This is a genomic window from Sorangium sp. So ce117, assembly GCF_051524395.1.
Taxonomy (GTDB): Bacteria; Myxococcota_A; Polyangia; order Polyangiales; family Polyangiaceae; genus Sorangium; species Sorangium cellulosum_B.
The window spans coordinates 11,094,915-11,112,540 of record NZ_CP150309.1 but is presented as its reverse complement, the minus strand read 5'-3'; the positions used below and the strand labels follow the sequence as shown (position 1 = coordinate 11,112,540).

11 protein-coding genes are annotated in these 17,626 nt (G+C 70.3%); 4 read left to right on the top strand and 7 right to left on the bottom strand.

Annotated elements, in window-relative coordinates:
• Window positions 1-43 precede the first annotated feature (43 nt).
• On the top strand, window positions 44-166 hold the full coding sequence (locus tag WMF46_RS41695) for a hypothetical protein (RefSeq protein ID WP_437982320.1): 123 nt from the start codon (window positions 44-46) through the stop codon (window positions 164-166).
• On the opposite strand, the gene WMF46_RS41690 is transcribed toward WMF46_RS41695, so the two are convergent.
• A complete protein-coding gene (locus WMF46_RS41690) occupies window positions 151-6,330 on the bottom strand; it encodes a thrombospondin type 3 repeat-containing protein (RefSeq protein WP_437982319.1) in 6,180 nt (2,059 codons plus the stop codon). The two genes, WMF46_RS41695 and WMF46_RS41690, sit on opposite strands and share 16 nt — an antisense overlap.
• A gap of 492 nt (window positions 6,331-6,822) precedes the next feature.
• Here WMF46_RS41690 and WMF46_RS41685 point away from each other — a divergent pair, with 492 nt between their 5' ends.
• A complete protein-coding gene (locus tag WMF46_RS41685) occupies window positions 6,823-8,922 on the top strand; it encodes a substrate-binding domain-containing protein (RefSeq protein WP_437982318.1) in 2,100 nt (699 codons plus the stop codon).
• 354 nt (window positions 8,923-9,276) lie between these two features.
• Window positions 9,277-9,465: a hypothetical protein gene (locus WMF46_RS41680; protein WP_437982317.1), complete on the top strand. Its 189-nt coding sequence runs from the start codon at window positions 9,277-9,279 to the stop codon at window positions 9,463-9,465.
• 70 nt (window positions 9,466-9,535) lie between these two features.
• Here WMF46_RS41680 and WMF46_RS41675 read toward each other — a convergent pair whose 3' ends face one another.
• From WMF46_RS41675 to WMF46_RS41665, 3 genes are all read right to left on the bottom strand, one after another.
• A complete protein-coding gene (locus WMF46_RS41675; protein ID WP_437982316.1) occupies window positions 9,536-11,083 on the bottom strand; it encodes a hypothetical protein in 1,548 nt (515 codons plus the stop codon).
• Window positions 11,084-11,389: 306 nt separating this feature from the next.
• Window positions 11,390-12,901 carry a hypothetical protein gene (locus tag WMF46_RS41670; RefSeq protein WP_437982315.1) on the bottom strand — a complete coding sequence of 504 codons (1,512 nt, stop codon included), beginning with the start codon at window positions 12,899-12,901 and terminating at the stop codon, window positions 11,390-11,392.
• A 184-nt stretch (window positions 12,902-13,085) separates the two neighbouring features.
• The gene (locus WMF46_RS41665) at window positions 13,086-13,856 is read right to left on the bottom strand and encodes an SDR family NAD(P)-dependent oxidoreductase (protein WP_437982314.1); all 771 of its coding nucleotides are present in this window, start codon (window positions 13,854-13,856) and stop codon (window positions 13,086-13,088) included.
• A gap of 141 nt (window positions 13,857-13,997) precedes the next feature.
• Between WMF46_RS41665 and WMF46_RS41660 the strand changes: the two genes are divergently transcribed.
• The gene (locus tag WMF46_RS41660; RefSeq protein ID WP_437982313.1) at window positions 13,998-14,909 is read left to right on the top strand and encodes a LysR family transcriptional regulator; all 912 of its coding nucleotides are present in this window, start codon (window positions 13,998-14,000) and stop codon (window positions 14,907-14,909) included.
• Window positions 14,910-14,957: 48 nt separating this feature from the next.
• Here the strand turns inward: WMF46_RS41660 and WMF46_RS41655 are convergent, their stop codons facing one another.
• The 3 genes from WMF46_RS41655 to WMF46_RS41645 all read right to left on the bottom strand — a co-directional run bounded on the left by WMF46_RS41655 (window position 14,958) and on the right by WMF46_RS41645 (window position 17,517).
• Entirely contained in the window at window positions 14,958-15,578 is a 621-nt protein-coding gene (locus tag WMF46_RS41655) for a DUF1349 domain-containing protein (RefSeq protein ID WP_437982312.1), read from the bottom strand.
• Between the two features lie 116 nt (window positions 15,579-15,694).
• Window positions 15,695-16,069, bottom strand: coding sequence for a response regulator (locus WMF46_RS41650; protein ID WP_437982311.1), 375 nt, complete (start codon window positions 16,067-16,069; stop codon window positions 15,695-15,697).
• A gap of 14 nt (window positions 16,070-16,083) precedes the next feature.
• On the bottom strand, window positions 16,084-17,517 hold the full coding sequence (locus WMF46_RS41645) for a sensor histidine kinase (protein WP_437987995.1): 1,434 nt from the start codon (window positions 17,515-17,517) through the stop codon (window positions 16,084-16,086).
• Window positions 17,518-17,626: the final 109 nt, after the last annotated feature.

Here is a 17,626-nt window from a genome sequence, read left to right as displayed (position 1 = left end):
TGCTGTGGCACCGAAGTTCAGCGATCCTCCGAGGAACGCCCGCGTGACGACGGTGCTCCAGCTGCTGTCGATCCTGATGGCCGAGCCACCCCCTGATGCGGCCCGCCTAATCGCGCGAATGAAGGTTCGTGGTGATCTTCAGGACGAGCTTTACGGTTCCGTGTAGCAGACCGTGAGCCACGGACGTCGGCCCGCGTTGGTCTGCTCGCTCGCTCCGAATGCGGTCCGCGCCCCTGGATCCTCCTCGAGGAGGAACCCGAAGTTGGGAGCCGCGCCGTCGAGCCACGCCTGCACCAGATCGGTCAGATCCAGGGTCACATCCCCGTACGGGACCCCTGTCACGGTCGCTTCGACGGCCGTGTCGTAGCTCGCGCCGAAGCTGCTCCAGGTCACCGTCGCTTCTTCCCATGGCGCAGTGATCCGGTGCGCCCGGATCGCCTGTGCGCCCGAGCTCACCGCGAAGGCCCCGAACGTGCTCGATGCGACCGTCGCGCCGGCGGGGAAGCCGCCGAGATCGAAGCGGAACAGCGCCCGCTTGGGGAAGCCGCCGCTGTGACCCGAGTGGGCGTAGGGCATATTCCCTTCGTTGTAACGGGGGTATGCCTCCCAGACCGTCGTGTCGGAGACCTCGCCGAAGAGCCCGCGCTGGATCGTGACGCACACGGGATCGCAGGCGTCGCCGACGCCGTCGTGGTCCCGGTCCCCCTGCGACGGGTTGGCGGCCTCGAGGCAGTTGTCCTCGGGATCACACACCCCGTCGGCGTCGCCGTCCGCGCAGGCGACGCAGCTCGAACTGCACCCGTCGCCGTCGGTGAGGTTCCCGTCGTCGCACGACTCCCCGGGATCGATCTCGCCGTCGCCGCACGCCGGCGCGCGCTCCGCCGCGGCGTAAGCGAAGACGTAGTCGAGCTCATCCCATGCCATCCGGCTGAGGGCGTAGGCCTCGGCGCCCACCGCCCCGAGCGCGGCGAGCGTCTCCTCCCGCGTGTCCGCCGAGCCGTAGAACAGCCGGAAGACGTGGGACTCGCCCGGACCGAGCGCGCCGAAGTCGAAGTCGAAGAGCGACCCGAAGTCCCCGGGTCCCACGTCGCTCACCGGCTCGGGCGGCCCTCCCGCGGCGACGAGCGGGTCGGCCGGGTTCCAGGGGCTCGTGCCGGTACCGAGGAGCGCAGGCGTCGTGCCCGGCTGCATCGTGACGTGCTCGGACCCGCGGAAGTCGATGATGTTCCAGTTCATCACCCGGCGGTAACGCAGGTCGACGGGGCTCGCGCTGATGTTCTCGATCGTCACCTCGACCTCGTACAGCGAAGGGGTCGCGGGCGACGGCCGATAGTCGTGCGTGACGAGGAACGTCGAGCCCACCTGGACCGTGGAGACCGCCGTGCTCTCCGTGGCCGAGAAGCTGACGAGCGTCATGTTCGCGGGGGCGCTGTCCAGGCCATCCGTCACGAAGCCGGAGACCTGCGCGATGGTGTCGCCGACGCCCCACCCCTCGGAGCCGGGGGTGCCCTCCAGGCCATCGATGGGAGAGTCACGACCCAGAGGCTCGCGGGAGATCCCGATCCACTCGTCCCGCACGTACGGGTCGAGCACCAGGTTCAGGTGGCCTTCGCAGTTGACGCCGAGCTGAACCCGACCGTTCCAGATCGCCGCGCCACAGGCGTCGCAAGGGTCGCCGATGCCGTCGCCGTCGCGGTCGCGCTGGTCCGGATTGAAGTGCCACCCGCAGTTGTCCAGGGTCTCGCATATCCCATCGAGGTCGGGGTCGTAGGCTGCGGTTCCTACGCAGTCGTTGCAGGCGTCGCCGAGGCCGTCGCCGTCCGCGTCCTCCTGTCCTGGGTTGTAGGTGGCGTAGCAATTGTCGCTCCGGTTGCAGAGGCCGTCGCCGTCGTGGTCCCGGTCCCCCACGGCGAAGCAGGCATCACACGCGTCGCCGACGCCGTTGTAGTCGTTGTCGGACTGTCCCGGGTTGGGCGCGAGCGGACAGTTGTCCTCGAGGTCGATCACCCCGTCGGCGTCGGCGTCGGGCTCCGTGAGGCACCCCGCGCTGCAGCCATCGCCGCTCGTGCGATTCCCGTCGTCGCATTCCTCGTCGGGCGCGATCGCCCCATCGCCGCACATCGGCGCGTGATCCGAGCCGTTGTACGCCAGGATGAAGGTCGGCGGCGCTGGCCACTCCTCCAGTCGATCCAGGGAGTACGCCTGGGCGTCCACCGCCTCGAGCGCGGCGAGCGCATCCGCCTGCGTGCCCGCCGCGCCGTAGAACAGCCGGAATGCATGCGCGTCGCCCGGATCGAGCGGGCCGAAGTCGAAGTCGAAGAGCGCACCGTAGTTCCCGGGGCCCAGGTCGCTCACCGGTCCGGGCTGTTCCCCCACAAAGCCGAAGGGATCGTGCGAGCCCCAGGGCGCCGTGTCCGTACCGACGAGCTCGGGCACCGAGCCCGGCTGGAGGGTGACGAACTCCGAGTGGTAGACATACCCGAACCAGTCGATGCTCCGGCGGTAGCGCAGATCGACCGGGCTCGCCCCGATGTTCTCGATCGTCACCGCGACCTCGTACAGCGACGGCGTCGCCGGCGACGGGTGGAAGTCGTGCGTGACGCGGAAGGTCGAGCCCACCCGGACCGTGGAGACCGCCGTGCTCTCCGTGGCCGAGAAGCGGACGAGCTCCATGCGCCCAGGATAGCTGGAGATCAAGGTGCGCGCGTCGCCGACGCCCCACCCCTCGGCGCCAGGTATCCATTCGATGCCCTCGGCGACGGAGCGTCCCTCGCGCAGATAAACGATGCCCGTATAGGTAGGCACCGTCCACCACCCGTCGGACAGGTTCAGCTGGCCGTTGCAGTTGACGCCCAGCCGAACGGTGCCGCTCGAGATCACCGCGCCACAGGGGTCGCAGGCGTCGCCGCGCCCATCGCCGTCGCGGTCCCTCTGGTCTGGATTGAATCCATCGAAGCAGTTGTCCTCGTTGTCGCAGACGCCGTCCGTGTCGTTGTCCCAGACGCCGAGCCCTGCACAGTGGTCACAGGCATCCCCGTCCCCGTCGCCGTCCGCGTCCTCTTGCCCGGGGTTGATCTCCCCGTCGCAGTTGTCCTCGTCGTCGCAGACGCCGTCGCGGTCTGTATCCCAGTCTCCCGCGGCGATGCACTGGCTGCACGCGTCGCCGATGCCGTCGTGGTTGCCGTCGTCCTGCCCCGGGTTGGGCGCCGTCAGGCAGTTGTCGCAGCTGTCGCCGATCCCGTCCGCGTCTCGGTCCTCCTGCGCCGGGTTGTACACACGGGCGCAGCTGTCCTCGCCGTCGCAGAGCCCATCTCCGTCGTGGTCCAGAGCGCCGGCTCCTGCACAGGAGTCGCAGGCGTCCCCGAAGCCATCGCCGTCGCGGTCCGCTTGCGAGGGGTTGGGGTGGCCAAGGCAGTTGTCGATGCGGTCGCAGACGCCGTCGCGGTCGGGGTCCCGATCCCCCGCCGCGAAGCAGGGGTCGCAGGCGTCGCCGACGCCATTGGCATCGCTGTCGCGCTGCTCGGGGTTGGGCGCGCTCGGGCAGTTGTCACACGCGTCGCCCGGCCCGTCGGCGTCGCCGTCCTCTTGCCCCGGGTTGTGGCGGTACCTGCAGTTGTCCGCGTTGCCGCAGATCCTGTCGCCGTCGTCGTCCCAGCCGTCCGCCTGCCCGCACGAGTCGCAGGCGTCGCCGAGCCCGTCGCGATCGCGGTCCTCCTGCCCCGGATTGCGATGGGATGGACAGTTGTCGTTCGTGTCGCAGACGCCGTCTCCGTCCCGGTCTCCCGCGGAGCAGGAATCACACGCGTCGCCGAGGCCATCGCCATCGAGGTCGCGCTGATCGGGGTTGGACGCGAGCGGGCAGTTGTCGCAGGCGTCGCCGCGCCCATCGCGATCGCGGTCCTCCTGCCCGGGGTTGCTGATATAAATACAGTTATCGACGTCGTCGCAGACGCCGTCCCGATCCACGTCCGAGGCGCCGGAGCCCACACAGGGGTCGCAGGCGTCGCCGCGCCCATCGCGGTCGCGGTCCTCCTGCCCAGGGTTGCTGGCATGGACACAGTTGTCGGTCTCGTCGCAGACGCCGTCGCGATCGTCGTCCCGGGTGCCGCGGCCTGAACACCCGTCGCAGGGGTCGCCGTGGCCATCGCCGTCAGCGTCTTCCTGGCCGGGGTTGAACAAGCCGTCGCAGTTGTCGATGTCGCTGCAGACCGCGTCGTGATCCGAGTCGGACTGGCTCGCTCCCCGGCATTCGTCGCACGCGTCGCCATAGCCGTCGCCGTCGCTGTCCTCTTGCGAGGGGTCGAAGCTGTACCAGCAGACGTCGACGAGATCGCAGACGCCGTCACGGTCTGTATCCCAGTCTCCCGCGGCGGAGCAGGTGTCGCACGCGTCGCCGAGGCCGTTGAGATCGACGTCGAGCTGCTCCGGATCGGGCACGAGCGGGCAGAGGTCGCACGCGTCGCCCACCCCGTCGCCGTCGCGATCCTCCTGCTCCGGGTTGAAGACGTAAGGGCAGCTCTCCGCCCCGTCGCAGAGCCCGTCCCCGTCCCAGTCCCAGGCCCCGGATCCATCGCAGTAGTCGCAGGCGTCGCCGTCGCCGTCCCCGTCCCCGTCCTCTTGCGAGCGATTGTTGACGTCGGGGCAGTTGTCCATGTCGTCGCAGAGCCCGTCCCAGTCCCAGTCGTACTCGCTGAGTCCGGTACAGTGATCGCAGGTGTCGCCGCGGCCGTCACCGTCGCTGTCCTCTTGCCAGGGATTGAAGTTGTACAGGCAGTTATCGGCTCGATCGCAGGTGCCGTCGCGGTCGTAGTCCCAGTCTCCCGCCGCTGGGCAGAGGTCGCACGTGTCGCCGATGAGGTTGTAGTCCAGGTCGTGCTGATCCGGGTTGGGCGCGGTCGGGCAGTTGTCGCACACGTCGCCGATCCCGTCGGCGTCGCCGTCCTCCTGCCCCGGGTTGGGGACGCCACGGCAGATGTCCGCCTCGTCGCAGTGCCCGTCCCAGTCCCAGTCTCGGTCCCCGGCCCCGTAGCAGGAATCGCAGGGGTCGCCGTAGCCGTCGCCGTCGCTGTCGGGGTCGTCCTGCGCCGGGTTGTAGAGGTAGGGGCAGCTGTCCTCCTCGTCGCAGACGCCGTCGCCGTCGGCGTCCCACATCCCCGCTCCATTGCAGGCGTCGCAGGCGTCCCCGTAGCCGTCGCCGTCGGCGTCCTCCTGCGGAAGGTTGTACGAGTCGGGACAGTTGTCGAAGTCGTCGCAGATCAGATCGAAATCACGGTCGATCGTGCTCCATCCGAGGCAGCGGTCGCAAGCGTCGGCATGCCCGTCGCCGTCGGTGTCTTCTTGCCAGGGATTGAAGCCGTCGACGCAGTTGTCGTCCCGATCGCAGACGCCGTCCCGGTCGTGGTCCCGATCGCCCGCGGCCGGACAGACGTCGCACGCGTCGCCGATGCCGTCGCGGTTCTCGTCGAGCTGCTCGGGGTTGGGCACGCGCGGGCAGTTGTCGCACCGGTCGCCGATGCCGTCGCCGTCGCCCTCCTCTTGCGCGGGGTTGAAGCTGTAGAGGCAGTTGTCCGTCTCGTCGCAGACGCCGTCCCAGTCGCCGTCCCAGATCCCGAAGCCTGCACAGGAGTCGCAGGCGTCCCCGTGGCCGTCCCCGTCGGCGTCCTCTTGCCCAGGGTTGTACCAGCCCAGGCAGTTGTCCACCTCGCCGCAGACGCCGTCGCCATCGTGGTCCCATCTCCCGGGGCCCACGCAGCGGTCGCACGCGTCCCCGAAGCCGTCGCCGTCGACGTCCGCCTGATCGGGGTTCGCCGCGTCGCCGCAGTTGTCGCAGCCGGCGCCGAGCCCTGCCCTCACCCCATCGCCGTCGATGTCCGCCTCGACGGCCCAGCCGAAGACGCTGTTTCCCTGGCACAGGTCGCGATCCGAGCAGCGCCCATACGGGTTGTCGTCCCATGCGTCGAAGATGCACGCGCTCTCGGAGCCGGCGGTCGACTCGACGGTCACGCGGACGAACCCCCAGCCGACGCCGTCGAATCCGCCGATCGCCTCCACGCCGAAATCGTTGCACTGCGCGGGGTCGTACAGCGCCAGCGCCGCTGGATCGGTGATCGTCCGCACGAGCGGCGTCGCGTTGCAGTAGCACCCGTTGGAGCTCGGCACCGTCTCCAGGTGCGTGCCGTTCATGAACAGCGCGAAGCTGTTCTGTCCGCAGTCTGCATGGTTTATCGTGAACGTGATGGAGCTCGGCGCCCCGTATGCCGGTCTCAAGCACACGAGGAACGCGAGCAGCGCAATGACGCTGATGGATCCCGCCCTGCCGTTTCGGCCCATAGGCTCTCCGCCGCTCCCCTCCCTGGGTGGACGGGTCAGCGTTGAAACATTGTTATTCGATCGAGTTCGAAATGTCCCCGAGCGTAATCCATGATCTTCGCGCCTTGGCGGTGTTCTCGTCAACAGAAAAACCGGCGCGGGTGTGTTCGTCTCGTGTCCTCACGTGGCCGCGGGGCAGGCGCCGCCGTTGTCGACCTTCTTCGACATCGCCCCGTCGCAGAGAGATACGTCCGGACCGTGGTATATAGGTGGCACGCGAGCGCAGCCGTGGGACGGGGGAGCAGGGAGACCGGGGCGATGGTTCAGGGTAGCCGGGGCAGTGAAGTCGAGTTGCCGGGGCAGCGGGGCGGCCGAGCTGACGGCTCCGTCCAGGGAGACGGCGCGGGCGGACAGCCGACCACAGGAGGAGACGCCGGCCGCTCGACGCGTGATGTGAATCGCCTTGCTGAGCCGCCCCGCGGCGGTACAGGCGTTCATGGGGTGCCACGTGGGATGACCGTGGGCGTCATCACCCCCTACCTGGACGGCTCGTTCTGGAACCCGGTCCTGACGGGTATCCACGAGGCGGCGCGGAAGCACGGCTGTCGCATGCTGGTGATGCGCGGCACGGCCGCCTCGCTCCAGGCCCCTTCGCTCGCCAGAGAACAGGTGGATGGATGGATCGTCGTGATCGGGGTGGACGGCATCGAGCAGCTCGCCGCCGCGCGGGTCCCGCTCGTCGTCGTCGGCACCCATGTCCACAAGGGCAACTGCCCGTCGGTGATCCCGGACAACCACAGCGGGATCCGGAGCGCGGTGCGCCATCTGATCGGACACGGTCACCGGCGCATCGCGTTCGTCGGCTGCTTCCACGAGTCCGATGTGCGCGAGCGCTTCGACGCCTACCGAGAGACGCTCGCCGAGGCGGGGATACCGCTCGACCCGGAGCTGGTCATCCGGACCGACGACAACTGGTATACCGGCGGCGAGAACGCTGCCCCGCAGCTCATCGCGCGGCGGAACGCGTGCACGGCGGCGGTCTTCGGGACGGACAAGAACGCGATCGGGATGATGCCGTCGCTGAAGGCGGCGGGCGTCCGCATCCCCGAGGAGCTGGCGCTCGTCGGCTTCGACGATGTGCCGGAGGCGCAAACCGCCGACCCGCCGCTGACCACGGTGCGCCAGCAGTTCGAGATGCTGGGGAGCGCCGCGTGTGAGCTCGTCGTCTCGATGCTCTCCGGCGAGACGGCTCTGCCAGAGCTCGTGCTCACGCCGAACACGCTGATCCAGCGGATCTCGTGCGGATGCGACGTGGTCCAGAGCTTCCTCGACGAGGACGCGGCGCCGGGGGAGCACGGCGGCGACGATCTGGATCGACGGATGGTCGAGCTGCTCCTCGCGCCCCGGCCCCTGGCGCCCGATACGTCGCCTGCCGCGGTATGGCCGGGGGTCGCCCTTGTGCTCGAGGCGTATGAGGCGGCGATCGAGGGCGCCGCGCCTCCTCCGGCGAAGGCGCTGGAGCGCGCCTACAAACAGGCCGTCGACATCTCGTCCGATATGGGCACCTTGATGGCGATCGTGCGCCTGCTCCGCCGGTCCCACGAGCGGCGCCGCGAGCGGCTGGGCGGGGATGCGGCGTCCGCGCAGCGGGTCGAGGCGTTCCTGGACGGCGCGCACCTCTCGATCGCGCGGGCTCGCCTCAGCGTCGAGGCCGAGTTCGTGGCGCAGCTCGGGATGCTCGTGCGGTCCAATCACGACGTGGGCCTCGCGCTGGTCAGCGGCTCCCAGGAGGAATCCATGTCGCTCTCATGGCTCGCAAAGACCAGCGCGACCTGGGCCTGCCTTGCGCTCCGGGAGGACGCGACGACGCTCGTCGTCGCCGGCGCCTACAGCCGTGACGGCAGCGCGACGCCCCCGATCGGCAGCCGCCATCGGCTGGAGGCGTTTCCGCCGGAGCACCTGCTGCCGCCCGCGGCCGCGAGCGGCGCGCTCATGATGATGTTGCTGCCGATCCGCACCGAGCGGCGCGACTGGGGGGTCGTGGCGCTCATGGGGCCGACCCTCCGCGAGCTGGCCGGCGACGAGGGAACCGTCGGGGTCTGGGCGTCGCTGCTCGCCGCGGCCCTCGAGCGCGGCGAGCTCGTGCAGTCGCTCTCGGCGAAGAACGCGGCGCTGCAGATGGCCTATGCGAGCGAGCGGACGCTCTCGGAGACGGTGCGTGAGCTCGGCTGCCCGCTCATCCCGCTCCTGCCCGGCGTGCTGCTCGTGCCGCTGATCGGCGCGATCGACCGGGACCGCGCCCTCCAGGTGCTCACGGCCGTGGTCGAGGGGGTGGGCCGGCATGAGGCGCGCTTCGTGCTGCTCGATATCACCGGCGTGCCGGCGGTGGACGCCCAGGTCGCCCATGCGCTGGGCCAGACCAGCCGCGCCGTCGCCCTGCTCGGCGCGCGCCTCTTCCTGGTCGGCGTGCGCCCCGAGCTCGCCAGGAGCCTCGTGGACGTGGAGCTAGGCAGTCTGGCCACGTACTCGTCGCTGGCGGGAGCCCTTCACGAGCTGACGACAGGAGGCCTCCGCCCTGGCGGCGCGAGGCGCGGCGCGGCGCGCATCGCCTGATCGCCGGTATGCTTGAACTCCGGTGCAGGTCAGCGTTGACAATGGAAAGCCGTGAACGACGATGCGCGCCTCGGAACAGTCCTTGATGAGATCGGCACAGGCGCTCGTCCAGCCGGCGGACGTACAGCGCGCTCTGTTCCCCGATTTCGTATGTGTGGGTGAGCTCGCGAATGACTTCGACGTCAAAGCCGCAAATCAGAACGATTCATGCATTTGCGCTCTTGGCGTCTTTGCGTTGAGCTCTCTCTTCGCTCGCGAGACTACGCACGCGCCCAGGCCGCGCAGGATCAGCGCTCATAGACACGAGTACACGGCCTCGATCAGCGCCGGCCACCGCGGGTCGCCGCCCGGCTCGTGGAGCTCACCGACCGCGGGTGGGCGGCGGTCGAGGCGGGGCGCGCCGCGCGCGCCGCGGTGAACAGGCGGCTTAGCGCGCTGCTCGGCGAGGAGCAGGCCGGCGCGCTGCTCGCGTCGCTCCAGCGCATCGCGGAGCGCACGGGAGGGCTCGAGCTCCTGTCCTCGCGCCGGCTCCGCCAGCCGTAGCCGGCCCGGGTCCGACCCGGCGGCTGCGCGGTCGGGTCGAGGACCGACGCGTCGACGTGCGGCGCGCGTCTCAGTCGCCTGGAGCGGCGGGCGCGAGGAGCGAGGTGTCGATGCGCAGCACGCGGGCCGTGAAGGGCCCCTCGCGTGACGCCTGCGTGCGCATGGCCACGGTGAGCTCCGTGCCGAACGCGGAGACATCGACGGGCGGGTGCTGCTCGTGCAGATCGTTGAAATAGCTCTCGCCTCCGATCGCGGGGAGCGGCAGCGTCACAGCGACCTCGGGCGCGCCTCCGGCGGCAGGCACGCGCACGAGGCGCAGCTCGCCGCGGCTCTCGTCCGCCACGAAGTGGCCGACGCACACCCGCTCCAGGTTCATCTCCTGCACCTCGTAGGCGATCGTCTGGTCGATGTGGCTGATCAGGAACGCGATCCACACGTCGCCATCGCTCGTGCGCGCGGCCGCGAACGCCGACCATTCGAGCCCGGAGCCTACCTCGTGGCATTCGGCCGGGCAGTCCAGAGACGGGGGCGGGGCGGGGGTGACGCCGCCCTCGCAGTCGTAGTCGTACGTGGGCGGCGCGGTGCCGGGGATCGCGACCTCGTCGAAGCCGTCGCCGTCGCTGGCGCTCGCCAGCCGCAGCCCGTCGGGGTGCCGCACGACCGCCGCGAAGCGCGGACTCGTCGCTTGTCCGGCGGGCTGCGGCGGCGGGACGGGCTCGTAATCGAGCGGAGAGCTCGCGTAGAACGGGGCGCCGAGGTTGCGTTCCGTGGTGCCGTCGAGCACCACGAGCTGCCAGTTCCCGGGGAGATCTTCGACTTCGACGAAGCCGAACGAAAGCGGCGCGCCGTCGGGCGCGAGGGCGAAGCGTGGCCAATCGCTCCCGCTCGGCCGGCTCGCCTGCGCGACGTCCCAGGCGCCGCTGGACGTGCGCGTCGCGTGCACCGGGCTGTCGGGCGCATTCGTGTTGATCCAGAGGTGAGGTCCTCCCAGGGAGTCCACCGCGACATCGAGGACAGGCATGTAGGGCTGGTCTCGACCGAACACCAGCTGCTTCTCGGGCGCGTCGCCGGCGAGCGGCAAGAACACGATACTACCGCCGCGATGGTCGTCACCGCTGCCTTCCGTCTCGTTCACCGCGGCATACGCGGTTCCGTCGGGCGAGAGCGCCACGCTGACGCTGTCGCTGTCGGTCAGCACGTCGAAGTCGCGTTGCGTGGCCCCATCGTCGTCGAGCTCGAACAGCCGTGTCGGGGCGTCGCTGCTCGTCACGAGGTACGTCGCGCCCGCCGCCGGCACGGCCCGCACCCCGCCGTCTGCAAAGTCGTGCCCGGTGCACGTCACCTCCACGTCGAGCGTGATCGCGCAAGGCGCGCCCGCGGGACAGGCGTCGCCGTGGTCGCCCCGTCGCGAATCGCACGTCTCCGGGGCGTCGCCAGCGCCGCCCTGACCGCCCGCGCCGCCTTGATCCCCGGCGCCGCCTTGATCCTCGGCGCCACCGGCCCCTCCGGTGTCAGCCGATACGGTGGTATCGGCCTGGCACCCGAGCGTCACCGACAGGCCGGCGAGCATGCCGGTCCCAAGCATTCGAAGGATGTGAATTTGCAATTTCTGACGCATCAGTGATCGCCTCCCTGCGATGCGCGGGCACTTAACATCAAACGTGCCAGTCGATCTTTTGCGCAAAAGCCGACGTCACGTGCGATGGCTTGTGTCGTTCTGTGTCAAGATGCGCATTCGGCCCGAGGCGCAGCCGTGGTTCCCTGTCGAGCTGCCGGAGCTCGATCGTGATCTGGAGGGCTCGATATCTGGAGGGCTCGATCTCCTGTCCTCGCGCCGGCTCCGCCAGCCGTGGCGCGCCCGAATCCGATCCGGCGGCTACGCTCGTGGAGTCGAGGACCGATGCGTCGATGTGCGGCGCGCGTCTCAGTCGCCTGGCGCGGCAGGCGCGAGGAGCGATGTGTCGACGCGCAGCACGCGGGCCGTGAAGGGCCCCACGCGTGACGCCTGCGTGCGCATGGCCACGGTGAGCTCCGTGCCGAACGCGGAGACATCGACGAGCGGGTGGCGCTGGTACACATCGCTGAAATGGCTCTCGCCTGCGATCGCGGGGAGCGGCAGCGTCACAGCGACCTCGGGCGCGCCTCCGGCGGCAGGCACGCGCACGAGGCGCAGCTCGCCGCGGCTCGCGTCCGCCGCGATGTTGCCGACGCACGTCGGCAGATCGGCGTTCTGCACCTCGTAGGCGATCGTCCAGTCGAGGTGGCTGATCAGGAATGCTATCCACACGTCGCCGTCGCTCGTGCGCGCGGCCGAGAAGGCCGACCATTCGAGCCCGGAGGTCACCTCGTGGCAGTCGGCCGGGCAGCCCGGCGACGGGGAGTCGCCGAAGCCGCGCTGGCAGCTGTACGCCGGCGTCGCTGTGCCGGGGATCGCGACCTCGCCCTCGCCCTCGCCGGCGCTCGCCAGCCGCAGCCCGTCGGGGTGCTGCACGACCGCCGCGAAGCGCGGAATCGTCGCTTGAGCGGCGGGCTTCGGTGGCAGGACGGGCTCGTAACGGATCGGCGAGCTCTCGGGGACCGGAGCGCCAAGGCTCTGCTCCGTGGCCCCGTCGAGCACCTGGAGCTGCCAGCCGTCGGAGCCCGCTTGGACCATGCCGAACGCCAGCGGCGCGTCGTCGGGCGCGAGGACGAAGCGGGGCCAACCGCTGTCGGCCAGCTGGCTCGCCGGCGCGGCGTCCCAGGCGCCGCCGGACGTGCGCGTCGCATGCTCGATGATCTCCGGCGCGTCCGTGAGGATCCAGATGTGCGGCTCGCCCTGGGAGTCCACCGCGACATCGATGACCGGCACGTATTTGTCGTCGCGATCGAACACCATCTGCTTGTCGGCCGCGCTTCCGGCGAGCGGCAGGAACACGACACCGCCGGGATAGCCGTCACCGGTGCCTTGCGTCTCATCCACCGCGGCGTATGCCCTTCCGTCCGGCGAGAGCGCCACGCTCACGGTATTGGACTGCACGTCGAAGTCGCGTTGGGTCGCCCCGCCGCCGTCGAGCTCGAACAGCCGCGTCGGGGCGTTGCTGCTCGTCACGAGGTACGTCGCGCCCGCCGCCGGAACGGCCCGCACCCCGCCCGCTGCGAAGTCGTGCCCGGTGCACGTCACCTCCACATCGAGCGTGATCGCGCAAGGCGCGTCCGCGGGACAGGCGTCGCCGTGGTCGCCCAGCTGCGACTCGCACGTCTCCGGGCTGCCGCCCGCGCCGCCCTGACCGCCCGCGCCGCCCTGACCGCCCGCGCCGCCTTCACCCCCGGCGCCGCCGGCCCCTCCTGTGCCAGCTGGCACGCTGGTCTCTCCCTGGCACCCGAGCGTCACCGACAGGCCGGCGAGCATGCCGATCCCGAGGATTCGAAGGATATGGTTAGGCAATTCCCTGCTCATGAGCGCTCGCCTCCTAGCGATGCGCTGCCACTCAGCACCAAATGTGCCAGTCGAGCTCCTTCGCAAAAGCCCCGGTTACGCTCGATGGCCTGTGCCGTTCTGTGTCGGAATGCTCGTGGTGTTCGCTGCTCGCGCTGCAGGCGCGGGCCCGACGACCACGCGCCTGCCGCGAGCTCGGAGCGCCTCAGAGGTTCATGCCGCCTGACGCCTCGATGCGCTGGCCGGTGATCCACTGGCCCTCGGGCGCGAGCAGCACGGCGACCGCGCCGCCGATGTCATCGGGGAGGCCGACCCGGCCGAGGGCGGTCTGGGCGGCGATCATCTTGTTCAGCTCGGCGTTGTCGCGCACGACGCCTCCCCCGAAGTCGGTCTCGATCGCGCCGGGCGCCAGCGTGTTCACCGCGATCTTCCGCGGCCCGAGCTCCTTCGCCAGGTAGCGGGTGAGCACCTCCACGCCGCCCTTCATCGCGGCGTAGGCGGCGTAGCCCGGGAAGCTGAACCGCGTGAGCCCCGACGAGACGTTGAGGATCCGCCCGCCGTCCGCGATGAGCGGAAGGAGCTTCTGCGTGAGGAAGAACGTCCCCTTGAGGTGGACGTTCATGAGCGCGTCGAACTGCTCTTCGGTCGTCTCGGCGAAGCTCGCGTGGCCGCCCATGCCGGCGTTGTTCACAAGGTAATCGAAGCGATCGCGCTTGAAGCGACCGGCGAGCTCCGCCTTCACCGCGGCGGCGAACGCGTCGAATCCGCGGGTGCTCCCCAGATCGAGCGCGATGGCCGCCGCCGTCCTCCCCTTGGCCTCGATCTGCTTCACCACATCGGCCGCCTCGGCCGCGGCGCCGCGGTAGGTGATGATGACGTCCACGCCGCGATCCGCGAGGTGGAGCGCCATGCTCTTTCCGAGCCCGCGGCTTCCGCCGGTGACGAGGGCGACGGGGCTACGCTTGGATGTGCTCATTGTCGGGTCCTTTCGATGGCGACGCGGCTGCTCGCCGCTGTCCGCGGCGGCTGCGCGCCGTTGTCTGCGACAGTGAATAGCGATCCGATCCCGGTTGCGGAAGGCCGGAGGCTCCGACACACTGTTTCGCCAATCGAAACAATGACCGTCGACGTCGGATCGCTGAAGATCTTCGTGAAGGTGGCGGAGCTCGGCAGCTTCACGCGCGCCGGCGAGCACCTCGGCATGCCCAAGGCGCGCGTGTCGCTGCGGCTGAAGGCCCTGGAGGCCGAGCTCGGCACCCGGCTCCTCCAGCGGTCGACGCGCGTCGTGCGCCTCACGCCGGACGGGGAGGAGCTCCTCCCGCGGGCGCGGCGCCTCGCGCTCGAGGCCGACGAGCTCGGCGCGATGTTCCAGGCCGCGCGGGGCCTGCGCGGGCGGGTGCGGATCGATCTGCCGGTGAACTTCGCGCGCGACGTCATCATCCCGCGCCTGCCCGAGCTGCTCGCGCGCCACCCCGAGCTCGAGGTGCTCCTCAGCACGACCGATCGGCGCGTCGAGCCGCTCCGCGAGGGCTTCGACTGCGTCCTGCGCGTCGGCGCCCCGGGGGGCGACGGGCTCGTCGGCCGCAGGCTCGGCGTCCTGCGGATGGTGAACCTCGCGAGCCCGTCCTATCTGCGGCAGTACGGCACGCCTCGTCGCGTCGAGGATCTCGATCGGCACCTCCTCGTGCATTACTCGTCGACGCTCGGCGCCGAAGCGCCGTCGTTCGAGTACCCCCACGACGGCGGTTACCGCGAGTGGCCGATGCGCAGCGTGGTGACGGTCAACAGCGCGGACGCCTATCTCGCGGCGTGTGTGGCGGGCCTCGGCATCATCCAGGCGCCGCGGGTAGGCAAGTTCGCCAGCATCACCGCGGGGGAGCTCGTCGAGGTGTTACCCTCCCTCGCCTGCGCGCCGATGCCGGTCTCGCTCCTCCACACGCACGGCAGGAGCGTGCCGCGCCGCGTGCGCGCGGTGATGAGCTGGCTCACCGAGGTGCTCTCTCCGCACCTCGAGGCGCTCGCCCGCTGATCCGCGCGCTCCCGGCCGGCGAGCCATCCCCCTCGACGGCGCGATGGCTCACGCCGCGCGCCCCGGCGCGATCCGCAGCAGATCGAACTCCGCCACGAAGCCCTCGCCGAGCGGGCTGCAAGCGTAGAGGCCGCACTCCACCTCGCGCGCCCCGTCGTCCTCGTGCAGGTGGGCCATGCGGATCTGCGTCCACGCCGCGCCGTCGTTCGAGCTGTCGACGAGGTAATCCCGCCCCTCCCGCCGGACGCGCAGCCAGATCTCGCGGCGATCCGAGGGAAATGGCTGGGTCGACCAGTCGCTGTAGCCCGCGTTCGTCACCACCGCGCCGAGCCGGCTCGGGCCGTCCGGCTCGAACTCGACCGACGTCTTCAGCCAGCACGACTCCGCGATCCGCACCATGAGCCCTGCCTGGTCGTACTGGTGCGCCGGCCGGAACCGCACATGGCAGGTCATCACGAAGTCGCCGCCGGCGCGGGTGAAGAGGAAAGGCCCGTTGTCGTTGCGAAAGCCGTAGTGCGTCCGCTGCCAGTAGTCCGTCTTCGCGGCGGGCTCGACGACGAGCACGCCCCGCTCCGGCGCCACCGCCCAGCGCGCCGGCGGGTTGCGCCACGTGAGCCGCGGATCGATTCCAGGGTTGGTAAAGCCCTCTTCCAGAAGCTGTCCTGTCATGACGCAGACCTCCGAGCGCCGCACGGCGCGCGGTCCGCCCGCGCGCGAGCGAGGGCCGGGAGGCTACCACGGAGCGCGCCGCGTTCGGGGTGCCCCGCTGCGACCGGCCGCGCCCCTCACGCCGAGGGCTCGTGCGGGCCGAGCACCACGTCGTGGAGCTGGTCGAGATCGAAGGGTTTGGGGAGGAACCGCGCGAGCCCGAGCTCCGCGGCCAGCGCCGAGACGTCCACCGCCGCGCTCACGAGCACCACGCGCACCGCCGGATCGACCCGCGCGAGGATCGCCTTCGCGCAGACGCTGGGAGAGAGCCCTGGCATGAAGTAGTCGCACAGCACCGCCCGCAGCCCGTCGCGCTCGCGCTCGAGGAGCGGGAGCGCCTCGGCGCAGTCGGCGACCTGGAGGCAATGGAGCCCCCACCCGTTCAGGCTGAGGGCGACGAGCTCCCGGAAATCGGGGTCATCGTCGATGACCAGCACGCGGTTTCGCAGCATGTTCCCTCTGCTCGCTAGCGCCTCAGTTCCAGCGAAAAGACCATGAGGTCACCGGCCCTCCGCTCGATCCAGAACCTCGCGCCGTGGAGCCGGGCGATCCCCTGGACGAGGTGGAGGCCGATGCCCGTGCTGCGCGGCTCGTCACGCCGCCCCTCGAACGCGACGACGGCGAAGGGCTCCAGCAGCTTTTCGAGGTCCTCCGGGAGATCCTTCCCGCCCCGGACCTCGATCGTGATGAGCACGCGCGTGGCGGAGCCGGCGTCGATCGCGATGAGCACCGGATCGCGCTCCAGCGCGATGGACACGGCCTGGACGAGCAGGCTCCAGAGCGCCTGCTCGATGAGCTCCGGATCGCCGGGGAGGTGCGCGTCTCCCCGGGGCACCAGGCGAATGCTGTGATCTCTGGCCACGAGCTCGAGCTCTCCGATCACGCGGCGGGCGAGCTCCTCGACGTCGATCGCCTCGGGCTTGAAGGGGAGCTCGCCGCCGGAGATGCGCGCCGACCACAGGAGATCCTGGACCAGGCGGCCGAGGCGCGTCGCCTGGCGATCGATGATGGTGAGGGCGCGCTCGCGGATGGCCGTGTCGTTCCGGTGGGTCAGCGCGACCTGCGCGAACCCCTTCATGGTGGTGAGCGGCGTCTTCAGCTCGTGCGCGGCGACGGCGAGGAACCGGTCGCGATCCTTGTCGCGCTCGGCGATGGCCTTGAAGCTCGTGTTCAGCGTGTGGGCGAGCACGGCGAGCTCGTCGTCCCCCCGGTCCCCGAGCGGCTCGTAGACGCCGCGCTCGCGAAAGCGCTGGACGGCGGTCACCATCCGGTGGATGCGGGGCGCGATCGCGCGGCGCACCGCGAGGCCGAAGAGCGACGCCGCCGTGACGCCGCCGAGGCCGACGGCCATGAAGACGAGGAGGATGCGCCGCCGGATGTGGTCGAACGCGTCGAAAGCGATCTCCATGTAGCGCAGGTTGATCCTGTGCAGCCTGACGAGGGCGTCGCTGAGGTGGTCCACGTCGGCGCGCCGCACGTGCGGCGCGGCGGGCGTCGGGCCCGTGAGCCCGGTCGTGCGCTCGAGGTGCATCACGACAGCGGCGATGGTGTCCGCCGCCTCGCGCTCTTCCTCCAGGAGCACGAGCTCACCGGCCCGAGCGAGCGCAGCGCGGAGGTGAATGGCCTCCGGTAGGGCCGAGGTCGCTGTCAACCAATCGCGCTGGTACCGATCGATGAAGGAGCGGAGCCGCATCATGGGCTCCCGGACCTCCACCGAGACGTCCGACGGCGGGCGAGCGAGCAGGGCATAGAGAGCGTTCGATGACTCGATGCCGCTGCTGATGACGATGAGCGGTTGGAAGACGTAGTGACGCAGGTAGGTTGTCTCGGTAGCCAGCCGTTTGAGCGCGACGATGGACATCGTGATGCCCAGGGCGGCCAGGATCAGCTGGCTCAACACGAGCAAGGAAAGACGCCTTCCTATGGACATCCTCCCCGGAGGCCCGTTGCCCCCGCCGCTCGGAGGCGAGCCCGCGTGCTGAGCGCGTTGAGACCACCGAGGCATTGGC

Excerpts from the sequence above, each read along its gene's own strand:
- WMF46_RS41670 (WP_437982315.1), bottom strand. The coding sequence starts at position 12,901 with ATGAGCAGGGAATTGCCTAACCATATCCTTCGAATCCTCGGGATCGGC.
- WMF46_RS41650 (WP_437982311.1), bottom strand. The coding sequence starts at position 16,069 with ATGCTGCGAAACCGCGTGCTGGTCATCGACGATGACCCCGATTTCCGG.
- WMF46_RS41685 (WP_437982318.1), top strand. The coding sequence starts at position 6,823 with ATGACCGTGGGCGTCATCACCCCCTACCTGGACGGCTCGTTCTGGAAC.
- WMF46_RS41660 (WP_437982313.1), top strand. The coding sequence starts at position 13,998 with ATGACCGTCGACGTCGGATCGCTGAAGATCTTCGTGAAGGTGGCGGAG.
- WMF46_RS41665 (WP_437982314.1), bottom strand. The coding sequence starts at position 13,856 with ATGAGCACATCCAAGCGTAGCCCCGTCGCCCTCGTCACCGGCGGAAGC.
- WMF46_RS41655 (WP_437982312.1), bottom strand. The coding sequence starts at position 15,578 with ATGACAGGACAGCTTCTGGAAGAGGGCTTTACCAACCCTGGAATCGAT.
- WMF46_RS41675 (WP_437982316.1), bottom strand. The coding sequence starts at position 11,083 with ATGCGTCAGAAATTGCAAATTCACATCCTTCGAATGCTTGGGACCGGC.
- WMF46_RS41690 (WP_437982319.1), bottom strand. The coding sequence starts at position 6,330 with ATGGGCCGAAACGGCAGGGCGGGATCCATCAGCGTCATTGCGCTGCTC.